Source organism: Sphingomonas zeicaulis (genome assembly GCF_050433225.1).
Classification (GTDB): Bacteria; Pseudomonadota; Alphaproteobacteria; order Sphingomonadales; family Sphingomonadaceae; genus Sphingomonas_D; species Sphingomonas_D zeicaulis.
Genome location: NZ_JBNPXQ010000010.1, coordinates 88,399 through 106,977, shown reverse-complemented (window position 1 = coordinate 106,977; position 18,579 = coordinate 88,399). Strand labels below are relative to the sequence as shown.

General features: G+C 60.9%; 13 protein-coding genes. 4 read left to right on the top strand and 9 right to left on the bottom strand.

Features of this window, described 5'->3' with window-relative positions; genetic code table 11:
• Nucleotides 1–609 precede the first annotated feature (609 nt).
• The 5 genes from FHS96_RS25490 to FHS96_RS25470 all read right to left on the bottom strand — a co-directional run bounded on the left by FHS96_RS25490 (nucleotide 610) and on the right by FHS96_RS25470 (nucleotide 6,718).
• Nucleotides 610–1,017 carry a DUF2958 domain-containing protein gene (locus FHS96_RS25490; RefSeq protein WP_429598557.1) on the bottom strand — a complete coding sequence of 136 codons (408 nt, stop codon included), beginning with the start codon at nucleotides 1,015–1,017 and terminating at the stop codon, nucleotides 610–612.
• Nucleotides 1,014–1,973, bottom strand: a complete 960-nt coding sequence (locus tag FHS96_RS25485; RefSeq protein ID WP_429598555.1) for an ArdC family protein — start codon at nucleotides 1,971–1,973, stop codon at nucleotides 1,014–1,016. Before FHS96_RS25485 ends, FHS96_RS25490 begins: the two co-directional genes overlap by 4 nt.
• 749 nt (nucleotides 1,974–2,722) lie before the next feature.
• Complete coding sequence (locus FHS96_RS25480) at nucleotides 2,723–4,528, bottom strand: ThiF family adenylyltransferase (protein WP_429598553.1); 1,806 nt, start codon at nucleotides 4,526–4,528, stop codon at nucleotides 2,723–2,725.
• A gap of 37 nt (nucleotides 4,529–4,565) precedes the next feature.
• The gene (locus tag FHS96_RS25475) at nucleotides 4,566–5,603 is read right to left on the bottom strand and encodes a cyclic GMP-AMP synthase DncV-like nucleotidyltransferase (protein WP_429598551.1); all 1,038 of its coding nucleotides are present in this window, start codon (nucleotides 5,601–5,603) and stop codon (nucleotides 4,566–4,568) included.
• Between the two features lie 11 nt (nucleotides 5,604–5,614).
• Complete coding sequence (locus FHS96_RS25470; RefSeq protein WP_429598549.1) at nucleotides 5,615–6,718, bottom strand: patatin-like phospholipase family protein; 1,104 nt, start codon at nucleotides 6,716–6,718, stop codon at nucleotides 5,615–5,617.
• 152 nt (nucleotides 6,719–6,870) lie between these two features.
• Here FHS96_RS25470 and FHS96_RS25465 point away from each other — a divergent pair, with 152 nt between their 5' ends.
• Nucleotides 6,871–7,794, top strand: coding sequence for a BrxR family helix-turn-helix transcriptional regulator (locus tag FHS96_RS25465; RefSeq protein ID WP_429598547.1), 924 nt, complete (start codon nucleotides 6,871–6,873; stop codon nucleotides 7,792–7,794).
• 28 nt (nucleotides 7,795–7,822) lie between these two features.
• On the top strand, nucleotides 7,823–8,497 hold the full coding sequence (locus FHS96_RS25460) for a nucleotidyltransferase domain-containing protein (RefSeq protein WP_429598545.1): 675 nt from the start codon (nucleotides 7,823–7,825) through the stop codon (nucleotides 8,495–8,497).
• Between the two features lie 317 nt (nucleotides 8,498–8,814).
• Here the strand turns inward: FHS96_RS25460 and FHS96_RS25455 are convergent, their stop codons facing one another.
• Nucleotides 8,815–9,831: an IS110 family RNA-guided transposase gene (locus FHS96_RS25455; RefSeq protein ID WP_429598543.1), complete on the bottom strand. Its 1,017-nt coding sequence runs from the start codon at nucleotides 9,829–9,831 to the stop codon at nucleotides 8,815–8,817.
• 217 nt (nucleotides 9,832–10,048) lie between these two features.
• Here FHS96_RS25455 and FHS96_RS25450 point away from each other — a divergent pair, with 217 nt between their 5' ends.
• Nucleotides 10,049–13,273: a phosphoribosyltransferase-like protein gene (locus FHS96_RS25450; RefSeq protein ID WP_429598541.1), complete on the top strand. Its 3,225-nt coding sequence runs from the start codon at nucleotides 10,049–10,051 to the stop codon at nucleotides 13,271–13,273.
• A 462-nt stretch (nucleotides 13,274–13,735) separates the two neighbouring features.
• On the opposite strand, the gene FHS96_RS25445 is transcribed toward FHS96_RS25450, so the two are convergent.
• Genes FHS96_RS25445 through FHS96_RS25435 form a run of 3 tightly spaced genes read right to left on the bottom strand, consistent with a single transcriptional unit; the run spans nucleotide 13,736 to nucleotide 16,958 of the window.
• Nucleotides 13,736–13,945, bottom strand: a complete 210-nt coding sequence (locus tag FHS96_RS25445; RefSeq protein WP_429598539.1) for a KTSC domain-containing protein — start codon at nucleotides 13,943–13,945, stop codon at nucleotides 13,736–13,738.
• A complete protein-coding gene (locus FHS96_RS25440; RefSeq protein WP_429598537.1) occupies nucleotides 13,945–15,750 on the bottom strand; it encodes an ATP-binding protein in 1,806 nt (601 codons plus the stop codon). The genes FHS96_RS25445 and FHS96_RS25440 overlap by 1 nt, the downstream gene beginning before the upstream one ends.
• A complete protein-coding gene (locus FHS96_RS25435) occupies nucleotides 15,750–16,958 on the bottom strand; it encodes an SIR2 family NAD-dependent protein deacylase (RefSeq protein ID WP_429598535.1) in 1,209 nt (402 codons plus the stop codon). Before FHS96_RS25435 ends, FHS96_RS25440 begins: the two co-directional genes overlap by 1 nt.
• A 669-nt stretch (nucleotides 16,959–17,627) precedes the next feature.
• On the opposite strand from FHS96_RS25435, the gene FHS96_RS25430 reads away from it, so the two are divergent.
• Nucleotides 17,628–18,401 carry a hypothetical protein gene (locus FHS96_RS25430; RefSeq protein ID WP_429598533.1) on the top strand — a complete coding sequence of 258 codons (774 nt, stop codon included), beginning with the start codon at nucleotides 17,628–17,630 and terminating at the stop codon, nucleotides 18,399–18,401.
• Nucleotides 18,402–18,579: the final 178 nt, after the last annotated feature.

Genomic DNA, 18,579 nt, shown 5'->3' with positions numbered 1-18,579 from the left:
AAGGTCCACTACAATCCAGTGCGAACGGTCTTCAACAGCATTGGGTGTGTCTCATTTTCTGAGCAAATTCGGACATCGCGCGTTCCTTGCTAATGGGCTGATTTCGGGGCGAATTTCAGCTTCCCGAGGGGCATTTCATAGCCGATCCGGCGCCTGAAAAACACCGGAAAAAGGCGATTTGTAAGCAAATAGCCATAGCTTGGGGTCAAACCGTCATTGCCGTCAGGCACTTAGCTGCATCAAACCATGCAAACTCGTTCCGATGGATGTTGCTGCCGCGCGCGAGGTCCATTCCGAGGATCAGAAAGTTGGTCGAAAGCCGCTTCCGGACGGCGCCACTCTTGGATTTATTTGCCGGGCGAGGGCTTGCTGAGGGTCGGGATATTGACGGCAATCGAAGGCTGAAATGGAGCCGCTCTGTTCCGCAACTCGGCTTCGCAAGCTGCACTCCCGATCGCCCTCTTCGCCGCCAACATTCTTACCCTGCCGGAGATTGCGCCACACCGTTTTGAGGGGACCAAAGGAGTTCCTCGTCAGCGTTCGCGGAGGACACCGTCGCGGGCGGCGCCGTGCGCCGCCCGCCCGATTTTTGGCGGGAACCAACCTGTCTCATCCGGTGCCTCCGTCACGCCATTTCGCGTGGGCCCGAAGCACAGTTTCGGCCGCCGAAATTGAGCCTTGAAGGCGCGCCAGCTCGGCCCAGCGCGACATTGGCGCGAAGCTCTCAAAGCCAGCATCGCGCTCAATGCCAAGCCCGAACGGCAGCCTCACGCTGGCGATCTCCCGCAGCGAGAAGTAGCCCAGTTCCGGGCAGCCGATACCAAGGTCGGCAAGGCCGAAAAGCGTGTCGTCATCGTCGGCCAGCTCGCTCGCCAGCCACGTTGCCGCGCCCAGCGGATTGAACAGTTTGAGCGCCGGTCGGGGGTCGGGTTCATGGCGAGCGTTGATCTCCGCTGTGCGACGAAAACCATGGTTGGCGCGGAGCCTGTGGCGAACATCGAGGGGAAGAACGATCATGCCGCCGCCCTCCCCTCACCCGCCGGCCCCGTATGGTGCGCCAGCAGGAAATCGGCCGCCTTGCTGGCGGCGCTCGCGGCACGAAAGATTGCCCGGTTGTCCTCGCGCAGCAGCTCGAGCCAGCAGGCGAGATAGTCGGCGTGGCGGACAGTCGGAACGATGCCGAGCGCTGCGCACAGGAACGCGGAACCCATCTCCGCGATCAGTTCCTCGCGGGCATAGAGCTGGCTGCCGAACCCGCCCGAAAAGTCGCGCGCGAGCCGCGATCCATGCCCCGTCCAGTGGGTGAGTTCGTGCAGGCAGGTCCGATAATAGTTGATCTGCTCGAAGAAAGCGGGCTGCGGCGGCACCTGCACGAAATCGGCCGACGGCACATAGAATGCCTTGTCGCCGCCAACCCGGAAATCCGCACCCGATGCCGCAATCAGCGCCTCCGCAACCGGTACGATTTCACGCTCGGGGAGCGGGGCTAGATCCGTTGCCAGTCCCGGGCGCAAGCCATCGCACTGCGCGACATTGAAAACGGTGAAGCGCTTGAGAAACGGTACCGCCCGCGCCTCCTCATCCTCGCGGGTGGCGCGTTCCGCCTCGCTCTTCGGAATGAAACGATCGGCATAGACGACGGTGACACCGCGCTCGCCCTTGCGAACAGAGCCGCCTGCTTCCAGCGCCTGCCGGAAGGTGAGCCAGCCTTGCGAGGAATGGCCATGTTCGATCGCGGCACCCCACAGCAGCAGCACGTTGACACCACTGTAGCAGCGGCCGGTATGTGCGTTGCGCGGCAGACCGGGGGCCGCGGCACCGGCGCTTCCCCAAGGCTGCGCCCAAGGGAAACGCCCCGCCTCAAGCTCGCGTACAATCTTCGCAGTCACCTCGTCATAGAGGCTGACGCGAGACGGCTGAGGTTGCGCCACTTTGGCGTGATCGCGAGTATGACGACGTGAATTCGATCGCATGTCCTGACCTCCTCTCCGCCCTCACCAACAGGCCTTCCCCGGATGCGGGGGTGGGCGGCGAGAGGGACCGGAAAGGCCCGTCCCGAACGGCGGCCCGCACCCAAGGCGTCAGCCGCCGGGGCGCAACGCAGTGGAGCAGCCATAAGGCTTGCGGGCGGCCGTGACGGGCCTAGGAGGGAGCGATGCCCGCACCCGCGAGACGGGAAAGGCCATCAGCAAACACCGCGGCAATGCCGCGTCCGCGCAACCGGCACAGCCGGTTCATCCGCCAGCGATCGTCACCTCTGGCCGAGACCCGTCAGGGGCTCGGTGCGCAGGCTTGCCGGAGCATAGAGCGCGACGCCGGAGGCGGGCGGTACCCCTGCTCTTCTTTCACTCAACACCCGCAGTTAGGGCGTCGCTGCCGAGGAGATTTAGGGCCGCAAGCATTGTTGATGAGCGTGGCTTCACATTCCGCTTCCGACCCCGACCTAGTCGTTCAACTCAGCCACCGCGAACGTCTGCTCCTGACAGAACCTGCCGATGGACTGCGGTGAACCGGACCGTCACCAAGGCGCCCTAAAATCGGTCGTTCAGCTTCTACGTAGAAATCCAAAAGCGGTCGTTTGCACAGGCGTCTCAAATCACTCCAGCACCAGACGGCAAGGATAGCTGCATATCGCCTTAGGTGGGCGCCACCCCGCATCGGTCGTGCGACACTGAGGACAGAACTTTGCCCGTCTTCGGGCATAGTGAGCTGAGGCATTGGGTCACTCGGCCGCAATCAGGTCATCATTTTTGAGCGCACAAGCCGTGCAAAGCTGGTGGGGCCAACTTCGCGACATCAATCTTCCGCCCCGCGCCAGGGTCTTGTCGGGATCGGTGAGCGCTTGGGACCAGATGCCGCCGTTCGCCTCGATACGTGCCGCTGGCGCGAGCCACATGTCATGATGCGACTGCGCGGGCGGAGCGAGAAGAGCTTGGATCGCCGCGTGAGCGATCAGGTCTACGACAAAGCTGAGTTCAACGGCGCCGGCGGGCGTGAAATGATTGCCGCAAGCGGGTTCCTCCACGGTAGAGTTACCGTTCGGCCATTCGCATGCCACGAAATGGGGTTTGCCGGTCGCACCGATGCCGCAGCGCAAACAGCCGCCCTCGGCGCCGATTGTGACAGCATGGCCAGCGGCGGCATAGCTCTCAGACCATCCGTAAAGGATCGGGATTTTGCGACCGTTCACCACATGCCAGCGGTTGAGCGCGCCTTCGGCGTCCCAGCTGCCGGTCGTTGCGATGATGAGATCGCTGGCCGAGAGAAGGTCTTCATAGCCGTTGATTAAGCTGTGCGCGCCTGTCGCATGGCCAGTGATAGCCAGGTGCGGATAGTCCTTCTGGAAGCGCGCCGCGAGCTCGAGTGCCTTGTTCTTCCCGATCGACTCCGCGCCGAGTTCGTGCCGGCCGATATTGGCCCAGTCAAAATCCTTGGGATCGACGTAATTGTTCGTGCCAACGCCCGCCCGCGCAAGCCTTGCCGCGACCGAGCTGCCGACCGACCCGCAGCCGATCAGGGTCACCGTCTTGGCCAAGAGAAGGGGCGTGCGACTATCCTTGCCGCGGCCGTGGATCCATGCGGGATCGGCGCGCGAGACTTGGCTCTTGAGGACATGAGCGGCGGAATAAGTGCGCGCGGTGGCGATGGGTTCGGGCATGCCCTTGGGCGTAAACCCCTTGGTTAGGGGGCGTTCGACATGGCCGTCACGCGAGCTGATCTTGCGCGCAGAGGTGGTAGTCGCCGCAACGAGCCCGGCGCCGCCACGTCCTTCCGCGCCGATCAGGACGAGAACGTCCTTGTGGAGCGTGCCCGCAACCTCGGCAAGGATCGCTTCTTCGGCCTCGCCCGCCGCAGCCGCAAGCGCCATCAGGTCGGCGCCCGTCAGGGGATAGTCGGCCGGGACAGGCGGCTGTTCGAGCCACAGAAAGGCTGCGGGCTCGCTGTGATAGGCCTTCCTGCCGGGCAATTTACCGAACCGCTTGGCAAGCCAGCGATCCAGTTGCTGCTGACTCTCGCCGGCGATGACCATGCCCTTGTCGCGCCAGACGCGGATCTCGCGCGACGGGCCGACGGGGTCGATTAGGCTGGTGACCCTCGTGCGGATATCACACGCATAGGCCCAGTAGGTCAGGAACTCCTCGCGGAAATCGCGCTCGACGATGGTGCCTTCGAGCAGCTCTTCGATCAGCCGCGCTGAGCGGCCGATCAGGTGAAGCCCGACAGCTCCCGGATCCTCGGCATCGACTTCGGCCATGATCGGCAGGAGGCACAGTATGCCGTCGCGCTCGACATGGGGCCAGGTCAGCATCTTGGGCGGATCGACGAGCGCGGTGCGGGGATAGCCCGCCGGAAAGGCGCTGTTAACGAGCAGATCGATCTGGCGGACGACCTTGTCGCTGCAGGCCATATCGATCCGCCAGCCCTGTTCTAAACTGCGGCGCGGATAGGTGGCCTTGACCTCTTCGCGCGTCAGTCGCCGGTGACGGCCCGGCAGCTGCTCGCGCAGGGTGGCGTCGAGGCGCACCATCGCGCGTTCGAAGCCCAGCGCGCCGAAGCCCGCGACATTAGGCATGACGGCCCCCGCCCGACGAGGAAACCGCTGCGTTGGCATAGCTTTCCAGACCGATGAGCGCTGCCGACGTCGCAACCGGCGCCGCGTAAGAGGCGGCCCTGGCCTCGTCTTCGCCTCGCTCGCTGAAATAGGTCGTGTTGTAGACCTTGTCCCAGCAGTTGAGCGCCTCGCTGCGAGTGCAATCGTCGTCGAACAGCGGCTCGAGCCAGGTCAGCGCGTTGTTGAGCTTCTCGCGCAGCATCCGCGCCTTGGTGTCGTCGCTGCCGCTGGTGATGAAGTCGTTCGGGGTGACCGGGTGACGCACGACCAGATTATGACTCAGCCGATCGCGGATCGCCTTCATCGTGTCATAGAGCGCGCGGTCTTCGCGGTTCGCATTGAGCCGTTGGCACTCGACGACGAGGACGGTGATGCCGAAGCCTGACAGGATCGACCCGCTCCAGCTATTGCGGCTGCGGGCAAACTTCTTGATCTCCCGGACGAGGCGGCGCAGCTGCGCGCCATCGGAGCTGTTGCTGCGCGCCTTGTCGAACCAGTTGGTGACATCACGGGCATCTGAGCGCTTCCAGCCACTCGAGGCGGCAAGTTCATAAACGGTGGCGCCGTTCTCCTCGACCTTGCGGTAGACCGGCATGTCCACGTGATAGCCCTTCTCATAGAAGATGCGCACACAATTGCCGCGCACTTCGGGCGCGCATTTGAAGCTGCCATCATCGACCGCATCTCGCACCATCTGCCGGGCCTGGAGCGAGGTCATCTCCGCGCCGCGCTCGCCGACAAGGTCGGCCTTCTTGAAATAGACGCCGTCGTCGATGTCATAGTCATTCTGCGGGTGCCGTAGCATCGTCTTCATGGCGTAAGAGCCCTGCTTGACGAAATCGTCGGGAGCAGGCTTCTCCGCCTTTTTAAGACCTTCGCGCAGGCGCCTACGGTTGGCGTCGCGCCGCTGGCGCATCGCATCCTGTTCGGTCTGGGGCAGCGTCACCTCGTCCTTATGAAAGGCGCAGATATCCTTGTCGCAATCGTACATCATCGGTCCTTTCAATCGGACTCGGCCCGGCGCAGGGTTTTCGCCGGGTCAAGCGGGGGCAGGGCTTCGAGCATGGCGCGGATCAGCCGGCCATCGGCGTCGTTCGGATCGTCGCAGGCACTGCGCGTCGCATCGGCATCGGTATGGGCCTGCTGGATGAGGCGCTCCATCGCTTCGGGCCGGCTGTCGTCGAGCGCGAGGAATTTCATCATGCTGGCAGGCACAGGCTTGTTGGGGAAGCGGACCCGGCTGATAGAGCGGCCGCAATCGCTCATCGCGATGGCGAGGAGCCGCGCCATATTGTCATAGGCGAACTCCTGCGCGGAGATGCTGAGCGGAGCGACATCGGCGCCGAGCGTCCACCCCAGCATCGAGCGATTGACCTTATTGCCGCGGATATGCTCGCCTTCGGGGCGCGGGCAGGTGCCGAGCGAAAAGATCTCGATCGCCTGGCCAGGGGCAGCATTGGCAAGCGCGTCGGTAAAGCCCACCATGATCGGGTTGTTGGCCCAAAGCCCGCCATCGCAGAAGACCTGCTTGCCGCCCTCCTCACCCGAAGGGTCGTCGATCGCAGCAAGCGAGCGGTAGATCGGCGCCGCGCTCGAGGCGAGGCAGATATCGGCCAGGCGATAATGATCGTCGCGCGGGCCGCTCTTTGGGGTTTTCTTAAAGACCCAGGCCTTGTGCGTGCTCATCCGTACAGCCGGGATCGCCATTGAGATGCCGCGCTTGTGAAAGACATCGTCCAGCGTGACGTCGCCGAGCACCTCATCGAGCGCGGCGCGCAGAGCTCTGTCCCCCCGGCGCACATAGAAGCCGCCGGCGCAGGCCCGATAGATCGCGCTGAGCTTACCCTTGATCCGGTGGGGGAAGATCTTTGCGCCGTGCGCGCTGTACAACGCGACAATGTCGCGCATCGGCACCCCGATCGCGGCGGCGGCACCGACGATCGCGCCCGTGCTCGTGCCGGTGATCAGATCGAACCCGAGACCAAGGTCAAGCGCCCGACCATCTTCACGTGCCGCTTGCTGCGTCACCATGCGATCGAGAAAGGCAGCTGTATAGATGCCGCGCATACCGCCGCCATCGAGACTGAGAACACGATAGGGGCGCATAGACGATCCCTCGCCCTTGTCCGCTGCCCCTTCCCCCTGCAATGCGCCCATCGAATTGGTTGACCCGAGTCGTTGATCAGGGGATAAATATAACGCGAATTTGGCGAACCAATAAACTTTCTTTATGCGTTAACGGGTAGCGAGATAAATTAATGGCAGAAAGTAAGCCAGAACAGTCACTTACAGGTCCCCGCTGGAGCGTCCGCCGACGGCTTGAGTTTATCGAGTTTCGCCTGTTTTGGTCGGGTAAGCTCAATCGCAGCGATCTGACGGAGATGTTCGGCATCTCCGCCCCGCAAGGGTCGGCCGACATCAAGGATTATGAACGGCTCGCACCCGAGAACATCACTTACGACCCAACCTTGAAGGCGTTCGTCCGGACCCCGGCCTTCTCGCCGATTTTTATCGGCGCCTTCACCGACCATTATCTCCTCCAAATCGTCGCTGTGGCCGGGGGGTGGATGCGGATGGAGGATACCTGGTTCGACGCGATGCCCCGCGTCGAGGTCGCGGCGCTTAATCGCCAACCGACCAACACCGCGAACCTGCTCAAGGTCCTCGCCGCGATCGAAGGGCGCAAGGAGATCGATATCTCCTATCTGTCATTGACCGGCTCGTCGTCGGAGGCGCGGACGATTGCACCGCACGCCTTCGCGTATGCCGCTGGCAAATGGTATGTCCGCTCTTGGGCGCGCGAACATAATGACTTTCGCGATTATGTGCTGAGCCGGATCGTGGATGTCGCCGGCGAACGGCCTTGTTCAGTTGATCCGGCCCTCGATTTCGAATGGGCACACGTGATCAATCTCGAAGTCATCCCCAATGAGGGGCTGTCGCCCGAGCGACGCGAGGCGGTCGCCCGCGAGCATCGAATGCAGGATGGCAAGCTCCTCATACCCTGCCGGCTCAGTCTCAGTTTTTATCTGATGAGCGAGCATAATCTCGACGTCGAGCCGGGGGTGCTGAGCCCGCTCAAGCAACAACTCCAGCTTACGAACCGGGTAGAAGTCGAGCAGGCGCGCAGTGTCGCGCGGGCGCTCACCAACCAGGCCTTGCGCCGGGATCCTGTGACATGATCCTCGCGCCGCCCTGGGGCCTAGCGCAATGACGATTGCCGCCGTCGCGCTTTATGGGAGCCAAGCGCGCGGCGATGCGGTGCTGGGTTCCGATGTCGATCTGCTGATGGTTACCGATGAAGACCATAACCGGCATGTCGGCATAGGAACGCTCTCGATCTATTTCTATCCTTGGAACTCCTTGTTGCGCGATGCAGCGGCCGGCGATTTGTTCGTGTGTCACATCGTGCGCGAAGCGAGGTCGCTTCACGATCCCGAGGATCGTCTGGGCGCACTCGCCCGGTCGTTTCGTTTCAAGCCCTCTTACTGCGAAGAGATCCGCAAGGCATCCGATCTGGCCTGGTATCTGGCTAGCTTCCCCGACATGCTCAACGGCGCGCTGGGTGCCAAGCGGGTCGCGTGGACCGTGCGCACTATCCTGATCGCGCGGGCCGCGGAACGGCGTACGCCCTGCTTTGCCGCCGACGCATTGGTCGCCTTCAGTGGCCTGCCGCTGGTGGGGACGCTGATCGGGCGCAAAGGCGAGAGTCGGATCGCGGCGGACACGCCCGATCTGCTCGCGCGTTTCCTTCATCATTTCGGGTTGCCGGCGCCGATGCGATCCGGGGCGCCTGCCGATTATCACGCCTATTTTGCCGTCGAGCGCAATGAGGTCGCCCTGCAGACCCTCAAGGCTGACGTGAGCAACGATTTCTACGGCTGAGCCCGATTGTGTCGTTCTACCATGCGGGTTGGGCAGACGCCGGATGTCGCTTATTGGCAAGATCTTCCGTTCGACACGCCGCTAGCGAACGGCAGCTTCGTTGTCTAATTGATTCTCGCATTGCTCATTCCTTTTCCCGATCGCCAATGGTTGTCTTCGAGGTCATCGGACAGCTGAGGCAGCGTTACGTCCGAGCCTTCATGATCGCGGCCGAGCGGATTAGGTGGACGTCTCTGAGTCCCAAACGAGGTTTGACCCTCTACAAAGCTGACGAGATCGTCCTGGGCATGGCTGATCGGGATGAGGAACGCGGGGGATCAAACCCAGCGAAACTCGGTCTCGTTCAGCCAAAGCGAATGGAGTAAAGCAGCAAGCTTCCGTGCGACGGCCGTTCTGGCACGCCTTGGGCCTTTGGCTTCGGCCATTTTCCTGCCCCACGCCTGAAGGGGAAATGGCCGCTTCACCTGTGACAGCGCGACATTGGCCGCTTCGTAAAGCGCCTTACGCAACATGGGATCTCCCGCCTTGGAGATATGTCCGCTCACATCGCGTTCTCCAGATTGACTGCGTCGGGGCACAAGCCCCGCATAGGCGCCGACATCCTCGCTTCTCGCGAAACGGTGGGGGTCTTCGATGGTAGCAGTGAAGGTAAGGGCCGTGATCGGCCCGACACCAGGAACGCTCATCAGCCGGGTGCAGACCTCGTCCGCCTTTGCCCGGTCATTGAGCAGGCGATTGGATGCGCGCAGTTGCTCCTCAATGGCCTCCATGGATGCAATGAGTGGAGCAAACAGGGCCTTCAGATCTGGGCGCTGGGCGTAGAACGCCGACAGGCGTTCGGCACGCCGGCCCGGTGTTCTGGCGGTGCCCATGCGCAGGCCGAACAGCTTCAGGAGCCCCCGCAACTGATTGGCCATGGATGTCCGCGCAGTGATGAGTTGGGCGCGGATACGGAGGGCTGCCCTGTCGATATGCGTGGCCGATGCTTTCATGTGAACGCGCTTGTACCAGCCGGTGCGCGCCAGCTGAGCAAGCCCTTCCGCATCGTGGACATCGCTCTTGTTTACGCGTGCAGAAAGCACTCCCTTCGCGTGCCGCGCGCAGATACATTCTATCGCGACACCACGCTCGACCAGCCCATGATACAGGAAGGTCGATAGCGTTCCCGTCTCCAGAACCACGCGCACCAGCTCGGTACAATGCCTGTTGAGCCATTTGGCTAGGACGTCGGGATCGCTTGCGACAACATCGCGACGCAAAACCTTCCCCTCCACGTCGACAACGCAGATGTGCGTCGTCTTGTCACTCACATCCAATCCTGCATAGATCGACATCGGTCACCCTCCTGCATTGAAGCGCTAGTGCGACTTCGTACCATCCAGGAGGGTGGCTAAATCAATTACGCGGTGTCCCAGTAGAAGGCTGGGGCGCATGTCGAGGTGCAAACACGAATGTTTTCCAATCTTTCGAATACGTGCGACGCCTGTCCGGTTCGCATTGGCGTAGTGGTCGACCCGTCCTACAAGCTGCTTGTGATTAGCGGGAGCCGCCATGATTGTTGATGAGGATGCACAAGGTGCGCAGCGTAACCTGGTCGACGACTTCGAGCGGGCGGTCATGGCCGGCGACAACGAGGCGGCACGTCAGGCGCTTAAGGGGTTGGTCGCCGAAAGACGAGGCATCGCTTGCACGGGTTCACTGGGGGAACTCGTTGCCGGGTTGGCCAATGCCCCGGATGGACAGCAGGCCGCCGCAGTCGCGCTTCTGAGGGCGATAGCGGTGGGGGGTGTTGTCCAGGCGAACGAGACGAACCGCCTTGCGCGTTCCATCGTTACGGTGGTCGAGCGGGCTTTGCCCGATGCCCTTCCGTTCGGGCAAATAGGGCCGAAGATGCGGCAGACATTCGAGAGATATGCCGCGCTCGAGCAGGTGCACAGTCTCGTGGTCGCTCGTCTCCAGCCGCTTAGGACGGTCTACTCGTCATTGGACTCGCTACTGGCCGCGAAGGCCGATTTGATGGGAGCGTTCCGCCATCCCTTCGTCCGACAGTACCTCCTTCCTTTCCGCGGCGGGGAGGCGGCGGAGGCCGTCGACGCCATGATCGCTCGCCTCGAACGCGTTCGTCGCATGGAAAGCTCGCTCGCCGACGATGTCGGCGCGGTTCAGCGCGAGATCGCGCTGCAGAGGAGCTGGGCGAACGAGCATTCGTCCTTCCTCACCGGCGACCATCTTGCCCCGTTCCTGGATCGTATCGCCTTACTCGTCGAGGAGCTTCTGGCCGGGGCACGTGGTCGCTTCCGCACGACCATTGAACTCGGGAGTGCCGCTTCCGAGCAGCAGAAGCGTCAGCCCCTCCATGAGGTCGGACGGGCGCTGCGGATCATCATCCCGATGCGGGCGACGGGCCCTGGCGAGGCTAAGGACTTGGTTGCCAAGGTCACCAGCTCGAGCGATCACATCCTGGTGGATGATGCCGAGACGCGATTGCCTACCGTTCCGCCCGGTGGTTTCGCGCTACCCGTATCCGCGGAGGTCGTGGACGCTTGCACCTCGCTGACGCTCGAAGTGCAGGTTGCCTGGTCGGAGGTAGGCGGGGCAACTCCGCGCGAGGAGGTTTTCGAGGTCAAGGTTCTCGCCCAGCGACCTGACGTCGAGTGGCAGCGCTACAGGTACAGCAACCCGTATGCCGAGGCGCCGGCAGCGGGAACTAGGTTCATCGGCCGCTCGGAGCAGGTTCATGCGGTCGTGGCGCGGATCCTGCAGGAGCCGATGGAGCCGACCTACATCGACGGGCAGAAGCGGGTCGGAAAAACGTCGCTCGCGCAGACCGCGGTGGATGAAGCCATCCTTCAAGCCGGCGATCGGCGACTCCACAAGCTCTACGTCCTCTGGGGGAACGTGTCGGCGGAAAATCCCCGGGTGACGCTGCGAAACCTCGGCCGTGAGATCGAGGAGTTTATGCTGGGCGCCCTCCCGCATCGTGATCTGTATCCACGTGGAGACTACGATGGTTCGCTTGCGCCCCTCCTGAAGCTGGCTAATCTGGTCGCGGAACGAGAGCCAGACCGCCGCTTTGTAGTGATCGTCGACGAGTTCGACGACATGGCACAGGAGCTGTACCTCCAAGGTCCTTTGGCCGAGACCTTCTTCGGCAACATCAGGGCTATCACGGCGACGACCAACCTGTGTCTTCTACTCGTCGGCAGCGAGAACATGCCCTACGTGATGGATCGCCAAGGGCAGAAGTTGAATCGCTTCTTCCGCGTGAACCTCAACTATTTCTCCCGCGTGGACGAGTGGGACGACTTCGCCGAGCTTGTCCGCAAGCCGTCCGAAGGGATACTGGACTGGCACCGCGACGCGATCGACGAGATTTACGCCTATAGCGGGGGAAATCCCTATTTCGCGAAGATTCTCTGCCGAAATGTGATGGCAAGAGCGGTCAGGGAGCGTGATTCGGACGTGACGGCCGCCGAGGTCAGATCGGTTGCCGCCGATGCGATCTCCCGCCTCGAGAGCAACCAGTTCGCCCACATGTGGCAGGATGGCATCCATGCGCCGGTTGAGGAGCGCGAGATAACCGCGTTGAAGCGGCGGCGCGTGTTGGCGGCGATCGGCAGGTGCTTTCGGGACAACGAGCCGGCGACGCTCGCCAGCATCTATGTTCGAAGAGGCAACGCTAGGTTCCAGGAGGCAGAGCTCGCCGGACTCCTCGCCAGCTTCGTGTCCCGGGACGTTCTTGTGGAGAAGGGGGGCGTCTACGATTTTCGACTGCCCCTGCTGAGGATGTGGCTGATGGACGTGGGTCTCAGCCGCCTCGCCAACGACATGCTGGCCGAAGAGCTTGCGGAAATCGATCAGAAGCTTGAGGACGACGCCTACGTCCGGTCGGAGGAGATTGCAGCTTTGGTCCGCGATTGGCCTGAGTATCGTGGCCAGCCGATCGGCGAGGAACGGGTGCGGGCCTGGCTTTCGCAGCGATCTGGCAACAGGGAGCAACGGCTGCTTTTTACGCTTCTCAAGTCCCTGCGCGTGGTCAGCATGCAAGAGAATCTGGGGCGACTGCGGATCGCCGGGCAGATCATCCGTGATGAACTGGGAACCCCTGCGCGCAAGAGCTTAGCCGAGCGCCGAGGCGATGTCGTGGTGACCTACGTGGACGGCGAAGGGAAAAGTGGCCAGCGATACGCCGGGGACTTCGCCGAGGAGAACAAAATCGCCACCGTGGCGATACTGCCGCCGTCCAGCTTCGAAGCAGCCTTCCTCACCTATACGCACAAACACAGCCGCGGCATCTTCCCCAAGGCGATTGTGATCATCGACGACATTGTCGCGACCGGCGGATCGCTGTCGAGGAAAATCACCGCCTTCGTGAACACGCACATGGCCTTACTCAAGAAGGCACAGCCACTCGTCCTCGTGCACGCCCTCTTCGGCACGCCTCAGGGAACTGATCGAGTGCGCACGGCCATCTCGGCGCTCTCCTACGGCAGGATCGACTTCAGGGTGGGCGAGACGCTTACAGAGGATGACTTCGCGTTCGAAGGCGAAACTGGCGTGTTCGGGACTGTGGGCGAACGTGACCGCGCCAAAGCGATCGCGGTGGACGTGGGTAGCCGGATCTATCCGGGCGATGACCCGCTGGGATTTGGGGGCCAAGGGCTGCTGCTTGTCCTGCCCATGACGGTGCCCAACAACACGCTGCCCATCCTACATTCGCGCTCGAAGGTAGGCGAGCCAGAGTGGGAGCCACTATTCGAACGCTTGACCAACTGAACGACTTACGTTCGCCGGCCAGACAACTGCTGAATGTCGACTTATGGCGAGAGCTGACGTTTGACGCGCAGTTCGGGAATGGCAGAAAAGTCCCACGATGCGGCGTTCGCTTCGGACAGCAGCAGACCAGAATTGTTCGTTCAGTTCCGCTCCATTGAACGGCTGACCCTGACGAAAGCGCCCTATCGGGCTGATGGAAGCAAGCGCTAGGCAACACCTGCCTATTTCAGTCTTCGAATCGGATCGCCCATCCCATAACCGACCATTCTAACCTGGACTTCTGACACTGCTAAAGCCGCGGAAAACCTTGCGTCTGCGCACAATGTCAGGACCGTAAGGCTTTGACACCTATATCTTTATGTAGTGAAAAGGGCCGATCGCAGACATGTCGCTTTTGAAATTTATCTCAGCAAAATTCGACACCTCTTAAAACTTTCCGGACGGTTAATGGATCGATCCAGTCTAGAGCTTTGCCTCCGGGTAATGCCCTTTGATTTCCGCGTTGAAAAAGCGTCCCAGTGATTCCGCGGTCATGAGACGCTCGTTCATGAACGCAGGCACGTTGAAATATTGGTAAACGCCGCCGTGCCTGAATTGCACCTCGAGCATCTCTAGCTCGGGATCGTATCCGACTTCGGCCAAGTTCCCAGACGTTACAGGCTGCCGTTCCATCATTGCCCTCCCTCATTCTCGCCCGCCTCTGGCGGCTTCCACTTCGGATCCTGTGCACGCCATGCTGCGACAAGCTTACCGTAATCTTCAGTGCCCCGAGCACGCTTCCAGCTACTTGCGACGAGCGGATCCTCGCTGTCTGGGCGGCGGTCTTTCGGTGGCAGGGTAACGCGGCAACGCACTGGGAGCCGCGCAGCCTCGCCAGTTATGATGGCTTCCCCGGTCCTTAGAACCGAGAGGCTGTCGGCTATACCGCTCAGGTTGTCGGGCAAAGCGGCTTGTACCTTGCTGCGGTCAGTCGAGTTCGTGAGCCGCAACGCGATGAAGGTCCCACATTGGGAGAGAATGGTGTCGTCAATTTCTGAAGGGCGCTGGCTGACGATCATTGCACCGATTCCGAACTTGCGTCCTTCTTTTGCGATTCGCTGAACCATCTCGCGCGCAGGGTTGTCGGCTTCTCGACCAAGATACCGGTGCGCTTCTTCCATAACGATTAGTTGGGGCCGCCTTCGACCACCCTCGTCGCGCTCGCGACCCCAGAAAAGCGCCTCATAAATTATCGACAGAATCGCGCCGATTAAATCCAGGAGAACGGCACTGGGGATGCCCGACAGATCGAGCACCGTTATCGCCTTCTCGTGGCCGATCCAGCTTTCGAGAAGGGCGGGAAGGTCGTTCGCCACATGGCCGGTCAGGTCAGGCTCCCAATCGCCGGGCTCGAGCAAGAACTCGAACTGACGATCGAGCATACGTGACCGCATGCGATCGAGCTGCTTGCGAATGCCGAGCACACCGATGTTATTCTGATAGGGCGCCGTGTTCGTCGTTGTGTGCGGCTGGTAGGTCGGCAGGCGAAGCGTAGCCGCGTCACCGGGAAGCACGATCGCCGGCTGTGTCTTTGCCTGATCGAGCCAGGTTTTGACCTCTGGATCGATCAGCTCGAGCCACAGGTTTCGCAAGCTGTACGGGATCGGGCTATCAACGGTCATTGAATTCAGGTCGACGCCCGGCAAGTTATCCACCTGCGCTATCGTACTCTTGGCCGCAAAAATCTTGTCGAGGATAGCGGTCGTTGCACGATCATCCATCTTCCCGCACAGGAAATTAAGGATTTCGGTGGGCCGCAGTGCCCAATACGGAATGACCAGTTGCTTTTCATCGTCTCCAGGCGTGATCCGAAAAATCTCAGCGTTGTCGCCAAGCGCGCGGGCATATTCCCCGTGTAAATCAAGCAGGAGGATACGCGCGCTTGGAAAGCCCGCTCCACCCGGCGCCGAGATCGATCGCAACAAGCTGGCGACGGTCGTTGATTTGCCCGACCCGGTCGAGCCAAGCACTGCGCTGTGACGCGTGACCAGCTTGTCGAGGTCCAAGCGGACTGGAATGCTCTCGGCGTTGGCAAGTCGCCCTACCACCACCTGTCCGGCAAACTCGGAGCCGTAGATCTTGGCCAGATCCTCCTCGGTGACAAGATGAACCTCATCGTTCACGTTTGGATATTGGCTGATGCCCCGCTCGAACGACGCCTCGACAATCTCACCGACGAGTTGAACGGTCAGCCATCGTTCACCGCGGTCGAGCGCATCCGTGAGCGTTGCTGGTGTCGCACTTGCGCCGACCTCCGATATGATCGCGTAAAGATCATGATAGCCTTGAGGTATCCGCACGAAGCTACCGACCTGGCCAACCCGGTAGCTCCGTCCTCCGATGATCGCGATCCCCGAGGCCACGCCCTCGAACTGACGCACGCTTATGGTCGCACCCGCGACAGAGCCGACGTGTCCGAGAAGGGTCGGAGCGTTCATCAGGCCACCGACGCGGTGGTAGGAATTAGCGGTGGCGTTACCGCTGTTGTTACCGGCGCCGGTGGTGTGGGAAATGCTTGAACCGAGCGTGACGCCGCGAAGAACCGGGCGAAGGGTTCGATTGCTCCGAGCGTGAAGTTTCCGTCATTGTCGAGATAGGTCGATCTTATCGGGCCCCAATCCCTGTTCGGAAGTTCGGCCGGTGCCTTCCATGCGCCGCGGATGCCGTTCACTTTGGCTTGGTCACGCGCATACACGCTGAAGTTTGGCAGGCGGCGCGCAAGATCGCACGCTGGTCTCTCTTCCTCGAGGATCTTGTATTGAAACGCGAAGACGCTTGAGGATGGATTCGCTGCGAGCGCTTCATCCAACCGAGCTGCAATATGTGCGTCGGCAAAGGAGAAGCCGATAGAGACCAGCAGCGTGTCGGGGGTGAGCAAGAACGCACGAAGACGATCAAGCAACGCGGCGTAGGGGGCTTTCTGCGTCTGGTCGTACTTCAGATGTTCGGGGAAGACGAGGTGACTTGCCGAGCTTTGGCCCGTTCGGATCACTTCCCCCTTCGAGCTGGCACGCCAGCCGAGCGAGCCATGGAGCTTCCAAAGCCGCGTCCATCGCGAGGGAAGGTCGCTGCGTGACACTGACACGGGGTCGAAGAACGGTTCGCGACCGCCCGTGAAGCCATCGAAATACGGCGCTCGCACGGACTCAAAGGCTTCTTCGAACAGAAGGTCGTAGTTCGTGGTGAAAATCTCGACTGGATAGTCACGCATTGTGCCCGTGATCCAGTTCACGAGATCAGCATATGCCGATCCGCTATCCGGCAATCGAACGTCCACGATCTTGCCGATCTCGGAGCAGATCGCTTCTCCGAAAGTGGCAAAGCCGGGGCCATCGAGGTCGTGGACTTTCGCCGATCCGATGACTTTGCTCAGAGAGCGAATCCGAGAAAGGATCGTCTCGATGTCGTGCTGCGGGAGTTCGGTTTTCAAGCCGTCGATCTGTTGCTGGTAAGTCGGTGCAAGCGTCTTGAGGACCTGATCAGTGAGGCCCGCAACCGCCGGGATAAGCGGATAAGTACCATCAGGCTTGGCCATGCCGGCAGAAGCTCCGGCGCCAACCAACAGCCCGATCCGCTTGCGGCCCTGCGCGATGATCGTCCGTAGAGCCGCCATATATTGATCAGGATTGTGAACACTGACGGCCAACTTACGCTCCCCCGACGTTAGCTCCCGCGTCCTTGCTTCGAGCTGCCAGCGCAACATTCCACGCTTGATGTCGCCCGTCTATCGAGATCGTGAAAGAAGGGTGTCATTTCCGACCGGATTGGAGCGAGATAGACCCAAAGCCGCCGACCATCTTAGTGTCACAACCGAGCGGTCGTGACCCCCTGCCGGATCCGTCGATGCCGTTTTTTTAAAGGGGCCTGTCCCAAGAAGCCGACCAACCTTTGCGGGTCGCAGCCTGCGCTGAAGGAAAAACCATATCGGCTTTCGACAAAATCTGCCGTCAGGTGGCCAGCCAAGGGACGGCAGAAAAGTCCCACTTTGCGACGCTTCCGGCTCCCATCCTGGCGCGGATCGGTTCGCAGCGGACAACCGGGCTGACCGCTTTCGGGGACGCTTGGATCGGTGTTGGTCGGCGGATCCTGGCGCGGAGCGGACGTCATGCGTAGGAATTGGGGCTACCGCAGATCACGCCCACATTCAGACGATCGCAGCGTTACAATCGTAGCACAGCTCTGGACATTATTTCGGGATGGGAATGCGAAGAACGGACGATTACCGCACCTAGTTTGCGTCTCTGTGGATCATTAAATGCTTTACCCCTGACATACCTCGCGCTCTTATCTATAAGCGTGATTATTGGGAGGCATTGTGGACGACGAGCCGGACTGGGCGGCGGTGAAAGGCATCGCTGACGAGAAACACTGGGTCGAGTTCATTCCCCGCGTAGGGGGCGAGTTAGTCGCGCCTCACATCAAACGACAGGGCGTGAAAAATGCGGACTTCATGTTTCCCTATTCTCGGGTTGTCTTGGAATTAAAGGTTGTCGTTACAGAATTAGCGCACAGCGAGCAGATGCTCGCCAAGGTAGATGCTGCCTTTGCTCAATTCCCTGGAGGCCTTTCCGACCCGTATCTTCAACGTGAACTGTTTTCGATACTCCGAGTTCCACTGAAGCGCATTCTGAAAACCGCAAATCGTCAAATCAGAGAGACTAAGCAGGAGCTCGGACTCGTCGGATGGCGAGGGCTGATCGTCTTAGTCAACGACGGATTTAGAGGCATTCCACCAGATTTGGCGATCGGTTTGGTTGGCGACATTATGGCGAGCGAGAGTTATTCTAGTTGTGATGGCTTGATCTATCAGACCAATCATCTAGTTGAATTGCGCGACAATCCCTACGCCAACTGGCTCTGGATTCCCATGTACAACCCTCGAAAGTCCGACGACTTTGTAGAATTTGTGAATCACATCGGGCGTGAGTGGCGCGCGTTTCACGAAGAGATTGGCGGTCCAATCGAATATTCTGCCGAACACGAAACGATGGACTTGTCGAACAGCTATGTGGTGAAAGGACCGACACGACATGAACGATACGTAGGACCAGCCGAGGTTGCGAACGAACAATCACCCTGTGGCCGTTAATTAGCGCAGCGCGGCACTCGCCATGACAGGTGAACGAAGGGCTATTTTCGAACGTTTGGCTCTCCAAAGCGGACGGGCCGCTCTCCACCCCTTTCCCACGCTTCCGGGCCGCTATCCTGGCGTCTACCGATGTACAAAAGGGGGAACAACCCGCCCGACCGCTTTCGGCGCCACCCAT